Annotated in this window: 16 protein-coding genes and 1 riboswitch; of the genes, 5 read left to right on the plus strand and 11 right to left on the minus strand. The window is 63.8% G+C overall.

Annotated features, from left to right (window positions below; translation table 11 throughout):
* From JNK99_RS06035 to JNK99_RS06045, 3 genes are all read left to right on the plus strand, one after another.
* On the plus strand, positions 1-661 hold a 661-nt coding region (locus JNK99_RS06035), incomplete at its 5' end, for a transposase (protein WP_291850103.1).
* Between the two features lie 423 nt (positions 662-1,084).
* Positions 1,085-1,789 carry a hypothetical protein gene (locus tag JNK99_RS06040; protein WP_291850106.1) on the plus strand — a complete coding sequence of 235 codons (705 nt, stop codon included), beginning with the start codon at positions 1,085-1,087 and terminating at the stop codon, positions 1,787-1,789.
* Between the two features lie 10 nt (positions 1,790-1,799).
* Complete coding sequence (locus JNK99_RS06045) at positions 1,800-2,384, plus strand: isoprenylcysteine carboxylmethyltransferase family protein (RefSeq protein WP_291850108.1); 585 nt, start codon at positions 1,800-1,802, stop codon at positions 2,382-2,384.
* 41 nt (positions 2,385-2,425) lie between these two features.
* Here the strand turns inward: JNK99_RS06045 and JNK99_RS06050 are convergent, their stop codons facing one another.
* The 3 genes from JNK99_RS06050 to JNK99_RS06060 are packed head-to-tail and all read right to left on the minus strand — an operon-like array spanning position 2,426 to position 6,886.
* On the minus strand, positions 2,426-2,635 hold the full coding sequence (locus JNK99_RS06050; RefSeq protein WP_291850111.1) for a DUF2892 domain-containing protein: 210 nt from the start codon (positions 2,633-2,635) through the stop codon (positions 2,426-2,428).
* Complete coding sequence (locus JNK99_RS06055) at positions 2,632-5,853, minus strand: efflux RND transporter permease subunit (protein WP_291850114.1); 3,222 nt, start codon at positions 5,851-5,853, stop codon at positions 2,632-2,634. The genes JNK99_RS06050 and JNK99_RS06055 overlap by 4 nt, the downstream gene beginning before the upstream one ends.
* A 4-nt stretch (positions 5,854-5,857) precedes the next feature.
* On the minus strand, positions 5,858-6,886 hold the full coding sequence (locus JNK99_RS06060) for an efflux RND transporter periplasmic adaptor subunit (protein ID WP_291850117.1): 1,029 nt from the start codon (positions 6,884-6,886) through the stop codon (positions 5,858-5,860).
* 159 nt (positions 6,887-7,045) lie between these two features.
* Between JNK99_RS06060 and JNK99_RS06065 the strand changes: the two genes are divergently transcribed.
* Together JNK99_RS06065 and JNK99_RS06070 are read left to right on the plus strand one after the other, a co-directional pair.
* Positions 7,046-8,833 carry a gamma-glutamyltransferase family protein gene (locus JNK99_RS06065; RefSeq protein WP_291850120.1) on the plus strand — a complete coding sequence of 596 codons (1,788 nt, stop codon included), beginning with the start codon at positions 7,046-7,048 and terminating at the stop codon, positions 8,831-8,833.
* Between the two features lie 60 nt (positions 8,834-8,893).
* The gene (locus tag JNK99_RS06070) at positions 8,894-10,105 is read left to right on the plus strand and encodes a DUF1615 domain-containing protein (RefSeq protein ID WP_291850123.1); all 1,212 of its coding nucleotides are present in this window, start codon (positions 8,894-8,896) and stop codon (positions 10,103-10,105) included.
* Between the two features lie 42 nt (positions 10,106-10,147).
* Here the strand turns inward: JNK99_RS06070 and JNK99_RS06075 are convergent, their stop codons facing one another.
* From JNK99_RS06075 to ahcY, 8 genes are read right to left on the minus strand one after another with little or no spacing between them, the layout of a single operon-like run.
* Positions 10,148-11,347 carry a hypothetical protein gene (locus JNK99_RS06075; protein WP_291850126.1) on the minus strand — a complete coding sequence of 400 codons (1,200 nt, stop codon included), beginning with the start codon at positions 11,345-11,347 and terminating at the stop codon, positions 10,148-10,150.
* Positions 11,348-11,389: 42 nt separating this feature from the next.
* Entirely contained in the window at positions 11,390-12,115 is a 726-nt protein-coding gene (locus JNK99_RS06080) for a hypothetical protein (protein WP_291850128.1), read from the minus strand.
* Entirely contained in the window at positions 12,115-12,651 is a 537-nt protein-coding gene (locus tag JNK99_RS06085) for a hypothetical protein (protein WP_291850131.1), read from the minus strand. Before JNK99_RS06085 ends, JNK99_RS06080 begins: the two co-directional genes overlap by 1 nt.
* Positions 12,648-12,926 carry a DnaJ domain-containing protein gene (locus JNK99_RS06090; RefSeq protein WP_291850134.1) on the minus strand — a complete coding sequence of 93 codons (279 nt, stop codon included), beginning with the start codon at positions 12,924-12,926 and terminating at the stop codon, positions 12,648-12,650. The genes JNK99_RS06085 and JNK99_RS06090 overlap by 4 nt, the downstream gene beginning before the upstream one ends.
* Positions 12,927-12,982: 56 nt before the next feature.
* Positions 12,983-13,339, minus strand: coding sequence for a TfoX/Sxy family protein (locus JNK99_RS06095; protein ID WP_291850137.1), 357 nt, complete (start codon positions 13,337-13,339; stop codon positions 12,983-12,985).
* Positions 13,323-14,189: a methylenetetrahydrofolate reductase [NAD(P)H] gene (gene metF / locus JNK99_RS06100; RefSeq protein WP_291850140.1), complete on the minus strand. Its 867-nt coding sequence runs from the start codon at positions 14,187-14,189 to the stop codon at positions 13,323-13,325. Before metF ends, JNK99_RS06095 begins: the two co-directional genes overlap by 17 nt.
* 8 nt (positions 14,190-14,197) lie before the next feature.
* Entirely contained in the window at positions 14,198-14,551 is a 354-nt protein-coding gene (locus JNK99_RS06105; RefSeq protein ID WP_291850143.1) for a phage holin family protein, read from the minus strand.
* A gap of 25 nt (positions 14,552-14,576) precedes the next feature.
* Complete coding sequence (gene ahcY, locus JNK99_RS06110) at positions 14,577-15,989, minus strand: adenosylhomocysteinase (RefSeq protein WP_291850146.1); 1,413 nt, start codon at positions 15,987-15,989, stop codon at positions 14,577-14,579.
* Between the two features lie 102 nt (positions 15,990-16,091).
* Positions 16,092-16,164, minus strand: a riboswitch (S-adenosyl-L-homocysteine riboswitch).
* Between the last annotated feature and the right edge of the window lie 113 nt (positions 16,165-16,277).

The following is a 16,277-nucleotide window of genomic DNA, read 5'->3' on the forward strand; positions in this document are numbered from 1 at the left end:
GGCGCTGACCGCACGCGGGATTCCCTTTGGTATTCGCTGCGATTTGTCGCGGGGATTCAAGGCGGTCCGTGAGTTCGTGCGCTCCGGGCAAAGCGAGCAGCGGGTGGTCTTGTGGGCGCCGGATGCCCGTGATGCCGCAGACTATGAGTGTCCGGCGACGCCGACCACCGTTCGGCTGGTGCGGGTGGCGACGCCGACCGGACGAGTGCATGTGGTGATGACTTCGCTGTTTGATCCGGTGGCTTTCCCGGTTGCCGCGTTTGCTGATCTCTACCATGGCCGGTGGCGGATCGAGGCGGCATTTAAACGGATCAAGAGCCGCCTTGGCCTGGAGCATACCTCGGGCTTGTCCTGGCACGCCGCGCATCAGGACTTCGGGGCGAAGGCCGTCTTTGACAACCTCAATGCGCTCGCCGCCCATGTCGCCACGGATGCGCTCATCGACCCGGATTCGCCCTACAAGATCAACCGAACCCTGGCCATCGACAAGATCAAGCGGCAGATCGGCCGCTGCTTGCTCACCGCTGCCGCTACTCCACGTCGCCTCAAACCGTTGCTTGAAGAGCTTGCCTTGAACCTTCAGAAGCTCGTTCCCCATCGCTCGCGACCTCGAAAGCCGCAGCCCAAACCACACCGATCTCATGCCTATAAGCCTACATGACAAAATCCTAAGTTGTGAGGATGGACGCTGGAACGGGTGACCTGGTTAACACCATAGCGATTCCTTGAGCCCCTGGGATATATCCCGCCTCCCGAGGCGGAGGATAGGTATTATTTCGAACTGACCGTACAGCCCGAGCACGCCTGTACTTGGACCACGGAGCCTCTACGAAACCCGGGGCGAATCATTTCCCATGCCAACCGGCCTTCAGAACCAGTTCCCGCTCGAAGCATGAATTTACGACCAACACTTTCGATTACACCCCGGCGGCGGCTTTCCGTTTGACTGCAAAGGGCAAGATTCCGGATAATGGCAGGCTCCCGATGTTACACTTCCCACCCTTCGGCACTGAACGAACCGGTGGACCCGGACCGCACGCGCAGGGTCGACACGGCACAGCCCCGCTGGGCGTCGCCACCATCCATGATGAGTCACGCCTCCTTCCAGCCGGCTTCTCCCGCCTTCACCCGTAGCGATCTGACACGCAGCGAGCGTAGCCTGCTGCGCGATGGGCGCTGGGCCAACGCGCGCGTCGAGCGCGTGCTGCTGGACGGACGGGAGTGGACATTCAAGGACTTCTCGACCCGTTCGTGGTGGGTACGCAACACCATTGGCCGCCTGCTCCTCGGGCGAGAGCTGCGTGCCCTGCAATGTTTGCAGGGGATCGCCGGTACGCCGGGCGACGCCTTTCGCGTCGATGCACATGCGATTGCCGCCCGTTTCGTGCCCGGCCGCAGCCTGGCCAAGATCGACCGTCAACTGGTCTCGCCAGAGTATCTCGGGCAGCTTGAAGAGCTGTTACGGGCAGTTCATGGACGTGGCATCGTGCATCTCGACACGCGCGGCGCCGGCAACCTGCTGATGCTGCCGGACGGGGCGCCGGGCATCATAGATTTCCAGGCCAGCCTGTCGACGCGCTGGATGCCGGCCAGCCTGCGACGACTGCTCGAAGCGATGGACATGAGCGGCGTGTACAAGAAGTGGGCCGACTGGCAGCCACAGGCGATGGACAGCGAACGCCGCGCCAGGTACGAGAAGACCAACCGCTTGCGCCGCTGGTGGGTGCCACGCGGTTATTTCGGATTGAGCAAACGCCGCCGCGCCAGTCGTCGTGGCTCCGGCTCATGAAAGGCAGGAAATGAAGGAGACCTCAAACGGATTGTTCCATCATCCCGGGCTGCGCCGCTTCCTGGTGCGGATGCGCGCGCCGATCGTCATCGTCGGGATGGTCCTGCTGGCGCAATTCGTGCGCAGCGACTGGCTGTTGCCGGGTTTCGTCGTCTCGATGCTTGGCGAGTTCATTCAGCTGTGGTGCTTCGCATCGCTCGACAAGAATTCGACGCTGACCGCACGTGGCCCTTACACCATGGTGCGCAACCCGATGTACCTGGGGCGTTTCTTCATCCTGCTCGGCTTCCTGATGCTGCTGGCCAGTTGGTGGGTGCTGCTGGCTTACACGGTGCTCTACTGGCTGTACATGGACGCCCGGGTGCAGCGCGAGGAGGCGCACCTGCGGCCGATCTTTGGCGCTGCCTACGCGGAGTACTGCACCACCGTGCGACGTTTCCTGCCGTGCTGGCCGGCGACCGGGCAAGCGGTCGGCTACTGGAGCTGGCAGTTGTTCCGCAAGAACAACGCCGGCTTCAACCTCGCGGCGACCCTGGCCGCCTGGGCTGCGGTGGCCACCTGGGCGATCTGGGGATCGCCGCTGCTCGTCGGTTGAGGGTCGGAACGGCGACGGCGCTCTTTGCCCGCCCTGTCCTTCTATCCGAGCCGCTTCATGCCGAGCTTGACCATGATGCTTTCGGCCGGGCAAAAGCGGGTGAAACCGCTCTGCAGGAGGTTGGCACCGACGAAGACGGTAAACCAGAGGAAGTACTTGGCAACGAAGAGCGGGCTCTCGGGGACGCCCAGCGCGAGCGAGAGGAGGATGAAGCTACCCGCCATGATGCGGACGGCGCGATCGGTGGTCATGTCTGAGGGTCCTTTCTGAAAGCGGCGTAGTAGAGCACCGGGATCACCACCAGCGTGAGCAGGGTGGAAACGAAAATGCCGAAGATCAGGCTGATCGCCAGCCCGTTGAAGATCGGGTCGTCGAGGATGAAGAGGGCGCCGAGCATGGCCGCCAGGGCAGTCAGGGCGATCGGCTTGGCGCGTACGGCAGCCGACTGGATGATTGCCTCACGGAAATCGATCCCTGCGGCAACCTGCTGCCGGATGAAGTCCACCAGCAGGATCGAGTTGCGGACGATGATCCCGGCGAGCGCTATCATGCCGATCATCGAGGTCGCCGTGTATTGACTGCCGAGCAGTGCGTGCCCCGGCATGACCCCGATGATGGTCAGCGGAATGGGCGCCATGATAATCAGGGGTACGAGATAACTCTTGAAATGTGCGACGACCAGCAGGTAGATCAGGATCAGGCCAACGGCGTAGGCGATTCCCATGTCGCGAAAGGTTTCATAGGTGATCTGCCACTCGCCGTCCCATTTGATGCTGTAGCCGGCGTCGGGTGCCGGCGGCTGGCGGATGAAATACTCGCCCAGCCTGCCCGCACCATACTCCAGCCCGTCGAGCGGGCGGTCGGCCAGCGCGCTGCGCGCAGCAAACATGCCGTACAGCGGCGAATCGAGCTTGCCGGCCATGTCGGCGACGACATACACCACCGGCAACAAATCCTTGTGGTAGATCACCTTCTCGCGCGCCTGCTGGCGGGCTTCGACGAGTTCGGAGACCGGCACCAGGGCGCCCTGGCGTGAGCGTACGCGCAGTTTGAGCAAGGCGTCGAGCGAGCTCTTCTGTTCGGCTGCGAGTGTCAGGCGCAGCGGGATTTCGTAGCGCGCGCCGCTGTTGCGCAAAGGCGTCACATCCTCGCCCGCCAACCCCATGCGCACCACCTCGACGATATCGCTCTGCGCCACATCGAGCAGTGCGGCCTTGTTCTGCAGCACGCGCAGCACGGTTTTGCTGCCGTCGGCGGTTACCGAGTCGTCGATCGCCACCAGATCGGCGGTCTTCTCCAGTTGCCGGCGCACTTCGCGGGCGACGGCGATCTGACCCCGGTAGTCGGGTCCGTAGACTTCGACGACGATCGGTGACAGTACCGGCGGCCCGGGTGGCACCTCCACCACCTTGGCGTTGCCGCCGGCACGTCGGCCGATCTCCTCGACGGCATCGCGCAGCGAGCTGGCAATCGCGTGACTCTGACGCGAGCGCTGCCGGTGGTCGACCAGGGTCACCTGCAGGTCTCCGAGTTCTGGCGCCGCCCGCAGGTAATACTGACGCACCAGGCCGTTGAAGTTGATCGGGCTGGCGGTGCCGGCGTAGGCTTGGTAGTCGCTGACTTCGGGAACCGTGAGAAGGCTGTCGCCGATCTCGCGCAGGACGCGCGCCGTCTCCTCGACCGGTGTGCCGACCGGCATGTCGAGGACGATCTGGAACTCGCTCTTGTTGTCGAAGGGCAGCATCTTGAGCACCACCAACTGCAGCGTGGCGAGCGACAGCGAGCCGGCGATCAGGACGAGAATTGCCAGCAGGAGACGGCGGCGTGTCGAACGACCTCGCTGCGCATCAAGGAAAGGGGTCAGCAGGCGTCGGAAGAGCCGCTCGATCCGCCTGGCCGGTAGCGCGCTGGCCGTTTCTTGCCCGCGGCCCGGCGTGGCATGCGCCGGGCTGACCAGCAGCCGGGCGGCCAGCCACGGGGTGACGACGAAGGCGATGGCCAGCGAGATGAACATGCCGAGTGACGAGTTGATCGGAATCGGGCTCATGTAGGGGCCCATCAGGCCACTGACGAAGGCCATCGGGAGCAGCGCGGCAATCACCGTGAAGGTGGCGAGGATGGTCGGCCCGCCGACTTCGTCCACCGCCAGCGGGATGATCTCGATCAGCGCTTTCTCCGGCTGCAGTGCTTGCCAGCGGTGGATGTTTTCGACCACCACGATGGCGTCATCGACCAGGATGCCGATCGAGAAGATCAGCGCGAACAGCGACACGCGGTTGAGCGTGAAGCCCCAGGCCCAGGAGGCGAAGAGTGTTGCGGCGAGGGTCAGACTGACCGCGACACCGACGATCAGCGCCTCACGCTTGCCGAGTGCGAAGAAAACGAGCAGGACGACGAAGGCGGTCGCGAAGAGCAGCTTGCCGATCAGTTTTTGTGCCTTGTCGGTCGCCGTCTGGCCATAGTTGCGGCTGACCGTGACCGTGACCCCGTCGGGAATCAGTGTCCCCCTGAGCGAGTCGGCACGGGCGATCACCGCACTGGCGACGTCGGCGGCATTGACCCCGGGTTTCTTCGAAATCTGCACGGTGACGGCGGGGAATTCACCTTCACGCGTACCCAGCCAGACGTAACGCCGGGGTTGATCGGGGCCATCATCGACCTGTGCCACATCCCCCATGAACACCGGTTTGCGCTCGCCGGCGTTGCCGCGTACGGCCACCACCAGTTGCCGGACGTCGGCGGCCGACTGCAGATAACCGCCGGTTTCCACCAGCAGCTCGCGGTTGCCGGCGACCAGCGTGCCCGATGGCTGCAAGGTATTGCCGACGCGCAACACCGCCGCCAGATCCTGCGGTGTCACGCCGTGCGCATTCATCCGCTCGCTGTCCAGTAATACCCGCAAGACGTGCTCCGGGCCACCCAGGGTGGAGACGTCACGGGTACCCTTGATGCGTTTGAACTCGGTTTCGGCGGAACGCGCCACCTGTTGCAGATCGAAGGCCGAACGCGTCGGGTCGGTGGTCGAGAAGGTCAGGGAAACGATCGGTACGTCGTCAATGCTGCGCGGCTTGACGGTTGGCTCGAGCACGCCGAGGTTGGGTGGCAGCCAGTCACGGTTCGAATGAACCGTATCGTAGAGACGCACCACGGCATCGCTGTACTTGACTCCAACGGCAAACTGCACGCTCACCACGGCCATTCCCGGCTGCGCTACCGAATAGACGTGCTCGATCCCCGACATCCGCGACAGGACCTGTTCGGCCGGTGTGGCAACCAGGTTTTCCACGTCACGCACCGAGGCGCCGGGGAAGGGGATGAGGACGTCGGCCATGGTCACGTCGATCTGCGGCTCTTCCTCGCGTGGCGTGACCAGCGTCGCGAAGACGCCCAGCAGCAGGGCGACCAGCGCCAATAGCGGGGTCATCTGCGAACTGGTGAAGAAACGGGCGATACGGCCGGAAACCCCCATCCTGCTACTTGCCTGGTTGCCTGACGGATTTGAGTTCAATTGCCGCTTTTACCGGGTCGAGGATGACGCGTTCACCCGACTGCAGGCCGGCCAGCACCTCGACCTCACCGCCGGCAAACACTTCGCCGAGACGCAACTGGCGCAGGCTCGGCGCTCCCTGATCGTTGCGCACATAGACCGCGGCCACCTCGCCACGCCGCAGCACCGCGGTTTGCGGCACGCTCAGCTTGTTGGCGCGGCCGACGACGAAATGCACCCGCGCGTGCATTCCGGGGATGATACCGGCCATCCCGGCCGGCAGGCCGGCGCGCACCGGAACGACATGCGTCGCCGAGTCCGCCGTCGGCAGCACACTGATGCTGGTCGCCTCCACCCACTGTCCGAGTTCGGGAAACTCGATGCGCGCCTGGCGCACCGCGCGCATTTGCGCCAGCCGGTACTGCGGGATGCTGGTCGTGACTCGCAGGCCCCGCGGTTCGTAGATCGAGAGCAACGGTTTGCCGGGCACCGCCATTTCGCCAAGTTCGGTCAAGCGCCGCGCGACGATGCCCGAAATCGGCGCGCGTACCGCTGCATGCCCGGCGCTGACCGCCGTCTGAGCCTGCGTTGCCTGTGCTGCGTCGAGCTCGGCTTTGGCCTTGTCCACTGCCGCCTGGCTGACGAAGCCCTGCTGGCGCAGGCTCGACATGCGCTGATGCTGAGCCCGCGCGTTCACATACTGTGCCGCCGCGCCGGCCGCTGCCTCGCTCGCCTCGCGCGCGTCGATGCGCATCAGCAGCTCACCCTTCTTCACCGCCTGCCCGGCATCGACATGCATTTCGACGACACGTCCGGACACCTGTGCCGCCAGCGTCGCCTGATTGACCGCCTCGACGATCGCGTCAGCGGGCAACACCAGCTCCACCGCATGCGGCTGCACGACACGGTCCGACAGCGTCTGCGCCTGGATCTGACCGGCAAGTGATGCACCTGCAGCCAACCCGGCCAGCAGCCGTAGCCAAGTCTGCAGTCGAGCGAGAGGTGGTCGGGACATGCATATAAGCATATACTGATATATCCGCAAAGACAAGTGCGAGCGACATTCAACACGATCATTGCTGTTGACGCGTGCAGCACTCGAATGAGACAAAGCGGATATCGGGCGACGCGGGCTGGTCGACCGGGAGGTGTGCCCCATCACTGGAGTGCCGTCATGAAGCTTCTGCGTCTCGTCTTCTCCGTGATCCTGCTCGCCAGCGGGTGCAGCAGTGTATCGACCACGCATCGAGCACCCGCCGGCGAACTCGGCCAGCCGGAAGGTGGCTCCGGCCTGAGCGTTCAGGCAGGCTGGCGCGGCGAGAAGTTTGCCGTCGCCACGGCGCACCCGCTGGCCAGCGAGGCGGGCATGGCCATGCTCAAGGCCGGCGGCTCGGCGATCGACGCGGCGGTTGCTGCCCAGATGGTGCTTGGTCTGGTCGAGCCGCAGTCGAGCGGGATCGGAGGGGGGGCCTTTCTGCTGCACTATGATGGACACTGGACGGTGGCCTTCGACGGTCGCGAAACGGCGCCATCCGCTGCCGGAGAAGACCTGTTCATCCAGGCCGGCGGCAAGCCGCCGAGCTTTCACCAGGCGGTGGTTGGCGGCCGCGCGGTCGGTGTGCCCGGTGCCGTGCGCATGCTCGAGATGGCGCATGGCGAGTACGGCCTGCTGCCTTGGGCGGCTCTCTTCGAACCGGCGATCAGGCTGGCCGAAAACGGCTTTCCGGTCGGCACGCGCCTGCACGCCCTGCTCAAGGCCGATCTCCATCTGCGCCAGGATCCGGTGGCGGCTGCTTATTTCTATGATCGCGATGGTCAGCCGCCGGCGGTTGGCAGCACACTGCGCAACCCCGCGCTGGCCGTCGTCCTGCGCCGCATTGCCAGCCATGGCTCGGGCGCCCTGCATGAGGGAGAGATTGCGCAGGCGATGGTCGACAAGGTGCAGCAGCATGCCGCCAATCCCGGACTGTTGAGCCTTGCCGATCTGGCCGGCTACCAGGCAAAACGACGGGCTGCCTACTGCCACCCCTACGTGGCGCAGCAGGTGACCGTGGTGCGCCGCTACCTGATCTGCGGTTTTCCGCCGCCGAGTTCGGGCGCCATTGCCATCGCCCAGATTCTCGGCATGCTGGCTTACACCGACGCCGCCAGCTTGTCGTTTGCCGATCCGCGCTGGATGCATTACTACAGCGAAGCCGCACGCCTGGCCTTCGCCGATCGCGCCAGATACGTGGCCGACCCCGATTTCGTCGCTCCACCGGCCGGCAGCTGGTACTCGCTGATCAGCCCGGACTATCTGGCCGCCCGGGCGCGGCTGATCGGAGCGCAGAGCATGAAGATGGCCGTGCCGGGTACGCCGGGCCCCGTCCGCACGAGTCATTCGCCGATGCCCGAGCAGCTCGAACATGGCACTTCGCATCTCAGCATCGTCGACGGTCGGGGCAATGCCCTGGCGATGACCAGCACGATCGAGGACGCTTTCGGGGCACGCCAGATGGTTCGCGGCTTTCTGCTCAACAACCAGCTCAGCGACTTTTCCTTCAGCCCGACAGACGAACATGGCACAGCGGTGGCCAACCGCGTCGAGCCGGGCAAGCGGCCACGTTCATCGATGAGCCCGACCCTGGTCTTCGACCAGGATACGGGCGAACTGGTGCTCAGCGGTGGTTCGCCAGGTGGCGCCCTGATCATTCACTACACGGCCAAGCTGCTCTACGCGACACTGAACTGGGGATTGACGCCGCAAGAGGCGATCGACCTGCCCAATTTCGGCTCGTTGAACGGCCCCACGCTGCTCGAGGAACAACGCTTTTCCCGCTCCTTCGTCGAAGCACTCGTGGCGAGAGGGCATGAAGTCAAGGAGATCGGCATGAGCAGCGGCTTGCAGGCGATCCGGAAAGGGGTTGCCGACTACACGGGCGGCGCTGATCCCCGCCGCGAGGGAAGAGTGGTGGGCGAGTGACATCGAATCGGTCAGCCGTCCGTACGCCCTGATTACGCTCCGCCGCCAGGCATCACGCCCATGTCATCCGGACGCCGGTGTCTCCTTCTGCTGGTCGCCGCCCTGGGCGGCTGCGCCAGCGACGGCCGCTACGAATCGCGGCCGGCACCGGTGACGCCTGCGGAGCCGGCTGCGACGCTGCCACAGGAGGTGGTGCGTCAGCCGCCCCGCCCCGTGCCACCGCCGCCGGCAGGCATCGTCCCGCCGGCCTACCCGGGCGAGCACCAAGGCAGCAGCCTGATCGGTCGCCTGTTGCCGTTGCAGATCGCTGATCGCAATGGCTGGGCAGTCGATATCCTGACCGCCTTCACTGCGTTGCAGATTCCCCCGCTGCCGGAGAGCCTCTGTGCTGCCATTGCGGTGATCGAGCAGGAATCGAGTTTCCGGGCAGATCCGACCGTTCCCGGCCTGGCGCGCATTGTCTGGCAGCAGATCGAAATGCGGCGGGAAAAGTACGGCGTTCCCAAGGTGCTGGTCGATCTTGCCCTGCGCAAGGCGTCGCCGGACGGGCGCAGCTACCAAGCGCGCATCGACGCCCTGCGCACCGAAACGCAGATGAACGCGCTGTACGCAGACATGATCTCCGAACTGCCTGGCGGGAAGACGCTGTTCGCCGGTTTCAACCCGGTACGCACCGGCGGTCCGATGCAGGTCAGCATCGACTTCGCCGAGGAACAGGTTCGTCAGAAACCCTACCCCTACGTACGCCGGGACAGTGTGCGCAATGAGGTGTTCACGCGCCGTGGCGGAGTGTACTTCGGCATCGCGTCGCTGCTCGACTACCCGACCAGCTACAGCCAGATGATCTACCGTTTTGCCGATTTCAACGCGGGTCGTTACAGCAGCCGTAACGCTGCGTTTCAGGAAGCGGTGAGCCGCCTCAGTGGCCAGCGGCTGGCGCTTGATGGTGACCTACTGCGCTACCGCGACGGCCAGCCCCTGGCCGAAGCCAGCGACACCCAGCGTGCGGTCTTCACCCTGCGCGCGCGGCTGGGTCTCGGCGAGGCGGAAATCGTGCGCGATCTCAAGTTCGAGAAGTCGCTTGCCTTCGAACAGACGGCACTCTACAAGCGGCTCTATGCGCTGGCCGATGGTGCAGCCGGCGAGCATCGGCCGCGCGAGCTGCTGCCCGTGATCGCGCTCAAGAGTCCCAAGATCACTCGCCAGTTGACCACCGAATGGTTTGCTCGCCGGGTCAATGGCCGTTACCGCGGCTGTCTGGCGAGGAGCTAGGCGGGAAAAGGAAGGAAGCCGGGCCGGCTGGCATCCGTTGCCTCAGACGACGACACAGTTTTCCTTGAGAAAATCCAGAGCATCACCGAGGGTGGTGTCGGCGGCATCGAGAAGCGTCGTTTGCGCCTCCGGGAAGAACTCCTTCCACAGCCTCTCCAGGTCGTCCTGCATCTCGTAGGGGGCGTAGGCGCGGATGAAGCCGAGTACCGGCAGTCGCTGGAAGCCGTCTTTGCGCACCTTGCGGATCAGCGTGCGTGCTGCCGCCCTGCTGAGCACGGGCTTGGCCGGGATGTCCGCGGCCAGACAGACAAAGATCGTCAGCAAGGAACTGTCGTCGGTCTTGCCGCCGGTCATTCTCTGCCAGTCTTCCGACGCTGGTACTGCGAACAGGCTGGCGTCCTCGGGGCCGAAATCGCGCATGAAGTACAACGGCTCCAGTTCCTGCAGGAGCTGGTTGAGCGGGCGCGAGGGGTCGGTGATTTTCGGCAGATCCTCACTCTCGACCCGTTTGAGTTCGCGCCTGGCCACCTCCCGATAGGCTTCCGGCATGCTCGCCAGGATCTCGCGTAGTTGCTTCCTGCCTTTGGCGGGTACCCCCTTGTCCCGCAGCACGCCAAGCATCTGCAGCAGACCAGCGGCCGTCGGAATGGCGGCCGGCGTCGTGGCGCTCAGATGGACCAGCACGGCGCTGCGGACGATTGCGTCGGCCGAAACCGTTGAAATGTCGGCAGCGGCCATCCCGAGTTGCTCGGCAAACCACAGGCCGGTCGAGATCGACAACTGATGGACTTGCCGCTGCGCCAGAGCCTGCCGATAGTCGGCCAGGCTGCGCAATGACCACTCGGCCAGGAATTCCTTCTGCGACGGCTTGACGAGAATCCCCCAGGAGGCGTCCTCCGGCATTGCCCAGAGCCTTTTCAGCATCTCCGAACCACCACGCGAATGCGACAGGAAGCTGTTGTCGCGCAGCGAGCGAGCGGCTTCGTCGAGGTCGCCGTCGCTGCCCTCCTCGAGGAAAAGGCTGACCAGGTTGACGATGCGGGCGCGTGCCTCCTCGATGTTCGGCCGCAGGTATTGCGTTCCGAAAAAGTCGGCGATCTGCACCAGGCCTTTCGGCGCATCCTGCAGGATGCTGGCCAGTTTCTCCTGGTTGATGATGCGGTGGCGCATCCCGTAAAGCAGTGCTTTTTCAAAGAATGGCCGGTCATCGAAAAGCATGACCTGGTGCTGACTGGTCTGCATCGCTTGCCTCGCTACCTTTCGCTGCGCTGCCGCGGTTCGTGGCTAGAGGGCGGACTCTTCGTCGGCTTCGCCAACCAGCGGCCGGATCGTCGGACTCGACTGCACGGCAGGCGCCGGCTCGGCTTCCTCGGCTCTGGCGCGCGCCCGCAGGATCAGCAGGACCTCGCGAAAGATCTCCGGGTGCTGATAGCGCAGCAGCCAGGCGACTTCCATCCAGTCATGATCGTTGACCTCGCTGTGGGTGAGGAACGGTCGATTGAGCGTGCTGTCGGAGAGCGCGTCGAGACGCTCCTCGTCGCTCAGGTCGTCAGCCGAGTCGTCGGGTTCGACAAAATAATCGAAAGTACCGGTTTTGAAGAAGTGTTCCAGGTTTTCCGTGCGCTCGAACAGATAGTCGGCCAGAACTTCGCTGCCGCCGTCGACGTCGCCGATTGCCGCGAGGAAGTCGCCGGTTTCGCTGCCCGACCGGAAGATGACCGAGTTGATCATGCCGTGCAGGCGCTCGTGACCGGCGTCGCCGTAACGCCGTTCGAGAACGATTGCCCGCGCAAACTGTTCGGGTGAAACCAGCAGATTGACCACCGATTCGCGCGAGGCGTCGAAATCGCGCAACACCGCCAGCAAATCTTTGGCGGGGAAGTCGTCCAGCGCCAGCACCAGGGCGGTGTCACCTTCCGTTTCGACCAATGAGACCAGGGCAGCTTCTGCACCGACGATGTCACCGACGCGGATCAGCTTCTCCGCTTTCACCAGTACCGGATGACTCATCAGTTGTCCCCCGAAAAGCGATCCCGGCGATCGAAACCCTGCTCGGAGAGCCAGTCGGCACCGGCCTCTTCGAGGTCGATATCGAGTTCCGGGTCGTCGCCTTCATCCTCGTCACGGCCGGTGGTCGACGGCGGCTCCGCCGACCCCGCCGGTCTGCCCTGCAGAAACTCGAGGCAGGCGGTGACCACCAGGAAATGGTCACCGCTGGGGTCTTTGAGGACTCTTCTGGCCAGATCGGCGGCCCATGGCTCCAGCGACACGGAAGTGAGGAGGGTTTCCCATGACGGCAGGTCTTCCGGTTCCAGCGCGACGAGGTCCCGCATGACGTCCGGATTGGCAAAACGCATGCCGCCGTGAAAGGCGACGGCAACCATTTCCGGGTTGCACTCGATCATCGGCAGCAATTGCGCTACTTGGCCCCGCTTTGCCTGGAGCCGCCTGGCCAGGACGTCGTGTCCGGCGGAATCGGTCATCAGATCGTCGAGTTCGGCGTCGTAGGCGGACTTGAGTTCCTCAAAGAATGGTGACAGCCTCACTGCAATACTCCTTCGATATAGTGTTTCCAGATTTCCCGCGCGGTTTCCAGGGGTTTGTCGAGCAGGTTGCGACGCCGGTTCTCATCGTAAACGTGTCGCCGAGCGGGGTCGGAGAGTACGTCGTAGGCTTCCTGGACGTCGCGAAACTTGTCGGTCGCCTCGGGCGCGGTGTTTCGGTCGGGGTGCAGTTGCAGGGCCTTCCTGCGATAAGCCGTTCGTACCGCTTCGCCTGCCGCGTCGCTCGCGATACCGAGTATGGCGTAATAATCCTTCATCCGTCATCTCCGAGTGCAGAAGTGTGGCGATGCCGCGACGGGCAAGACGCGGGCGGCTAGCGTGCGCCGGACTGGCGACTGCGGGCGGCGGCAGCCAGCGCCGCACGTCCCCAGGGAAGCATCTGCTGTGCCCCTTCCATCGCCTCCTCGGGCACCGTCCAGTAGTTCATCGTTTCGCTGCGACCATCCTTGTAGCTGAAGCGGAAGGGCTCGCCTCCGGCAGCGCCGAAGGTGGTAGCGCTTTGCGCGTCGGCCTTGAGATAGAGGACATCGTCGGCGACGATCGCGAAAAACAGTTCGTCGCAGTAAAAGCCCCAACCACCAAACATCGCCCTGACGCGCAGCGTGCCGAGCGGGGCAAACAACTCGAGCGCGTGACGGACGAGCTCGGGCAGCTCACGCTGGCGAGCCATCCGCCCCTGCCGAGGAAAGACCGAGGCGCTGCCACAGCGTGCTGGTCAGGCCGACCTGATTGAGCGTGTAGAAATGCAGGCCCGGTGCGCCGCTGGCCAACAGTTTCTCGCATAGATGAGTAACGACGTCAAGGCCGAAGGCACGAATCGACGCGCTGTCATCGCCGTAGCTCTCGAGCCGCTTTCTGATCCAGCGCGGTATCTCCGCACCGCAATTGTCCGAGAAGCGGGCCAGGCTGCTGTAACTCGAGATCGGCATGATGCCGGGGACGATCGGCACGTTGATGCCGATCGCCTGGCACTCGTCGATGAAATGAGCGTAGGCCTCGAAATTGTAGAAATACTGGGTGATTGCCGAGTCGGCTCCCGCCTCGAGCTTGCCCTTGAAGGCCAGCAGGTCGTCGGCCGGGCTCTTCGCCTGCGGATGGTACTCCGGATAGGCAGCGACTTCGATGCGGAACCAGGAGCCGGTTTCCTTGCGGATGAAGTCGACCAGTTCGTTAGCGTAGCGGAAGGTACCCGGCCGCGCCATACCCGACGGCAGGTCGCCGCGCAAGGCGACGAGGTGCCGGATGCCGTGCGAGCGATACTGTTCGAGGATGTTGCGAATGCTTTCACGGGTCGAACCGATGCACGACAGGTGCGGTGCCGCCGCGTGGCCTTCACGCTGGATTTCGAGCACTGTTTCAAGGGTGCGGTCACGCGTCGAACCGCCGGCACCAAAGGTGACGGAGAAAAATCTGGGCTTGAGCAGCGCCATCTGGGCACGTGCGGCACGCAGCTTCTCGGCACCCTCGGGCGTCTGCGGGGGAAACAGTTCGAGGCTGAAAGTGGGGGGAATCTGGGTCATCGGGAGAGCTATTGCGCAGCCTTGCCCGTGGGCAGGAGGGAAGAAAGGATCGAAGAGAAGAGGCTGTAGAGAATGGCGCCGAAAAATCCCGCCCAGAAACCACCGACCACGAAGCCTTCAAGCAGCGAACCGGCCAGCCAGAACATCAGTCCGTTGAGTACGAAGAGAAAGAGCCCGAGGGTAAGCAGCGTGGCCGGCAGCGTCAGGAGGGTCAACAAGGGGCGCAGGAGGGTATTCACCAGTCCGAGCAGCACTGCGGCAAGCAGCGCCGAGCCGAACGAGGCCACCTTGATGGAAGGCATCAGGTAGGCAACGGCGAGCAGCGCGCAGGCGTTGAGCAGCCAGATCAGGATCAGTCGCATGATGGCCCCCGGTTGAAGTGCCGCATCAGTAGCGGTAGTGATCGGATTTGTAGGGACCTTCCTTGGCCACGCCGATATAGGCTGCCTGCTGATCGGTCAGCTCGCTGAGCTGCGCGTTGAGCTTCTTGAGCTGCAGACGGGCGACCTTTTCGTCGAGGTGCTTGGGCAGGGTGTAGACACCGATCGGGTAGTCGGCATTGCGCGTGAAGAGCTCGATCTGGGCAATCGTCTGGTTGGCGAACGACGAGCTCATGACGTAGGAGGGGTGCCCCGTGCCACAACCAAGGTTGACCAGGCGTCCCTTGGCGAGCAGGATGATGCGCTTGCCGTCGGGGAAGATCACATGGTCTACCTGTGGCTTGATCTCTTCCCAGGCGTAGCCCTCGATCGAAGCGACGTCGATTTCGTTGTCGAAGTGTCCGATGTTGCAGACGATCGCCTGATCCTTCATCTTCTGCATGTGTTCGTGCGTGATCACGTGATAGTTGCCGGTGCAGGTAACAAAAATGTCGGCCTTGTCGGCAGCGTAGTCCATGGTCACCACACGGTAGCCTTCCATCGCCGCCTGCAGGGCACAGATCGGGTCGATCTCGGTTACCCAGACCTGTGCCGACAGGGCGCGCATGGCCTGCGCCGAACCCTTGCCGACATCGCCGTAGCCGGCGATCAGGGCGACCTTGCCGGCGATCATCACGTCGGTGGCGCGCTTGATGCCATCGACCAGCGACTCGCGGCAACCGTAAAGGTTGTCGAACTTCGATTTGGTCACCGAATCGTTGACATTGATCGCCGGGAAACGGAGTTCGCCTTTGGCGTGCATCTGGTACAGACGATGGACGCCGGTCGTCGTTTCCTCGGTCACCCCCTTGACTGCCGCCAGACGCAGCGAGTACCAGGTTGGATTGCTGGCCAGCTTGGCCTTGATCGCGGCGAACAGGATGCTTTCTTCCTCGGAGGTCGGGTTGGCGAGAACCGACGCATCGCTTTCCGCACGGGCTCCGAGATGCAGCAGCAGGGTCGCGTCACCGCCATCGTCGAGGATCATGTTGCTGTAGCCGCCGTCGGGCCATTCGAAGATGCGGTGGGTATACTCCCAGTAATCCTTCAGGGATTCTCCCTTGACGGCGAAGACGGCAATGCCGTCGGCGGCGATGGCCGCGGCGGCGTGATCCTGAGTCGAGAAAATGTTGCACGAGGCCCAGCGCACTTCGGCACCGAGGGCAGTCAGGGTCTCGATCAGCACCGCCGTCTGGATCGTCATGTGCAGCGAACCGGTAATGCGCGCGCCCTTGAGTGGCTGGCTGGCGGCGAATTCCTCGCGAATCGCCATCAAACCGGGCATTTCGGTTTCGGCGATGCGGATTTCCTTGCGACCCCAGTCCGCAAGACCGAGGTCGGCAATGACGTAATCTTGTATTTGGGTAACAGCATCCGACACAGTAAGGCTCCTTGATAACTGTGCGCGGGAACGGGCAGCTCTGGCGGATAGCTGGAAGGACCTCCCCCTGCTCACCCAGGCTCCCAACCCCGGCGCGGGTTGGTTGGATGAGCGCCGTTTGAGGAATCCGAGCCTGAAACTGTCGGACGACAGCCTTGCAGCGCTCCTCGGATCGAGGGTTGATTATAAACCGGTTGCGCGGGCGTTGCACAGTGCTCAGTAGGAAAGCTAATCGTAGGTTCTACGACCTCACTGTATTTCGACTCTGACCTGGTTCGGCGCACAGAT

This window comes from Accumulibacter sp. (assembly GCF_016789985.1).
Taxonomy (GTDB): domain Bacteria; phylum Pseudomonadota; class Gammaproteobacteria; order Burkholderiales; family Rhodocyclaceae; genus Accumulibacter.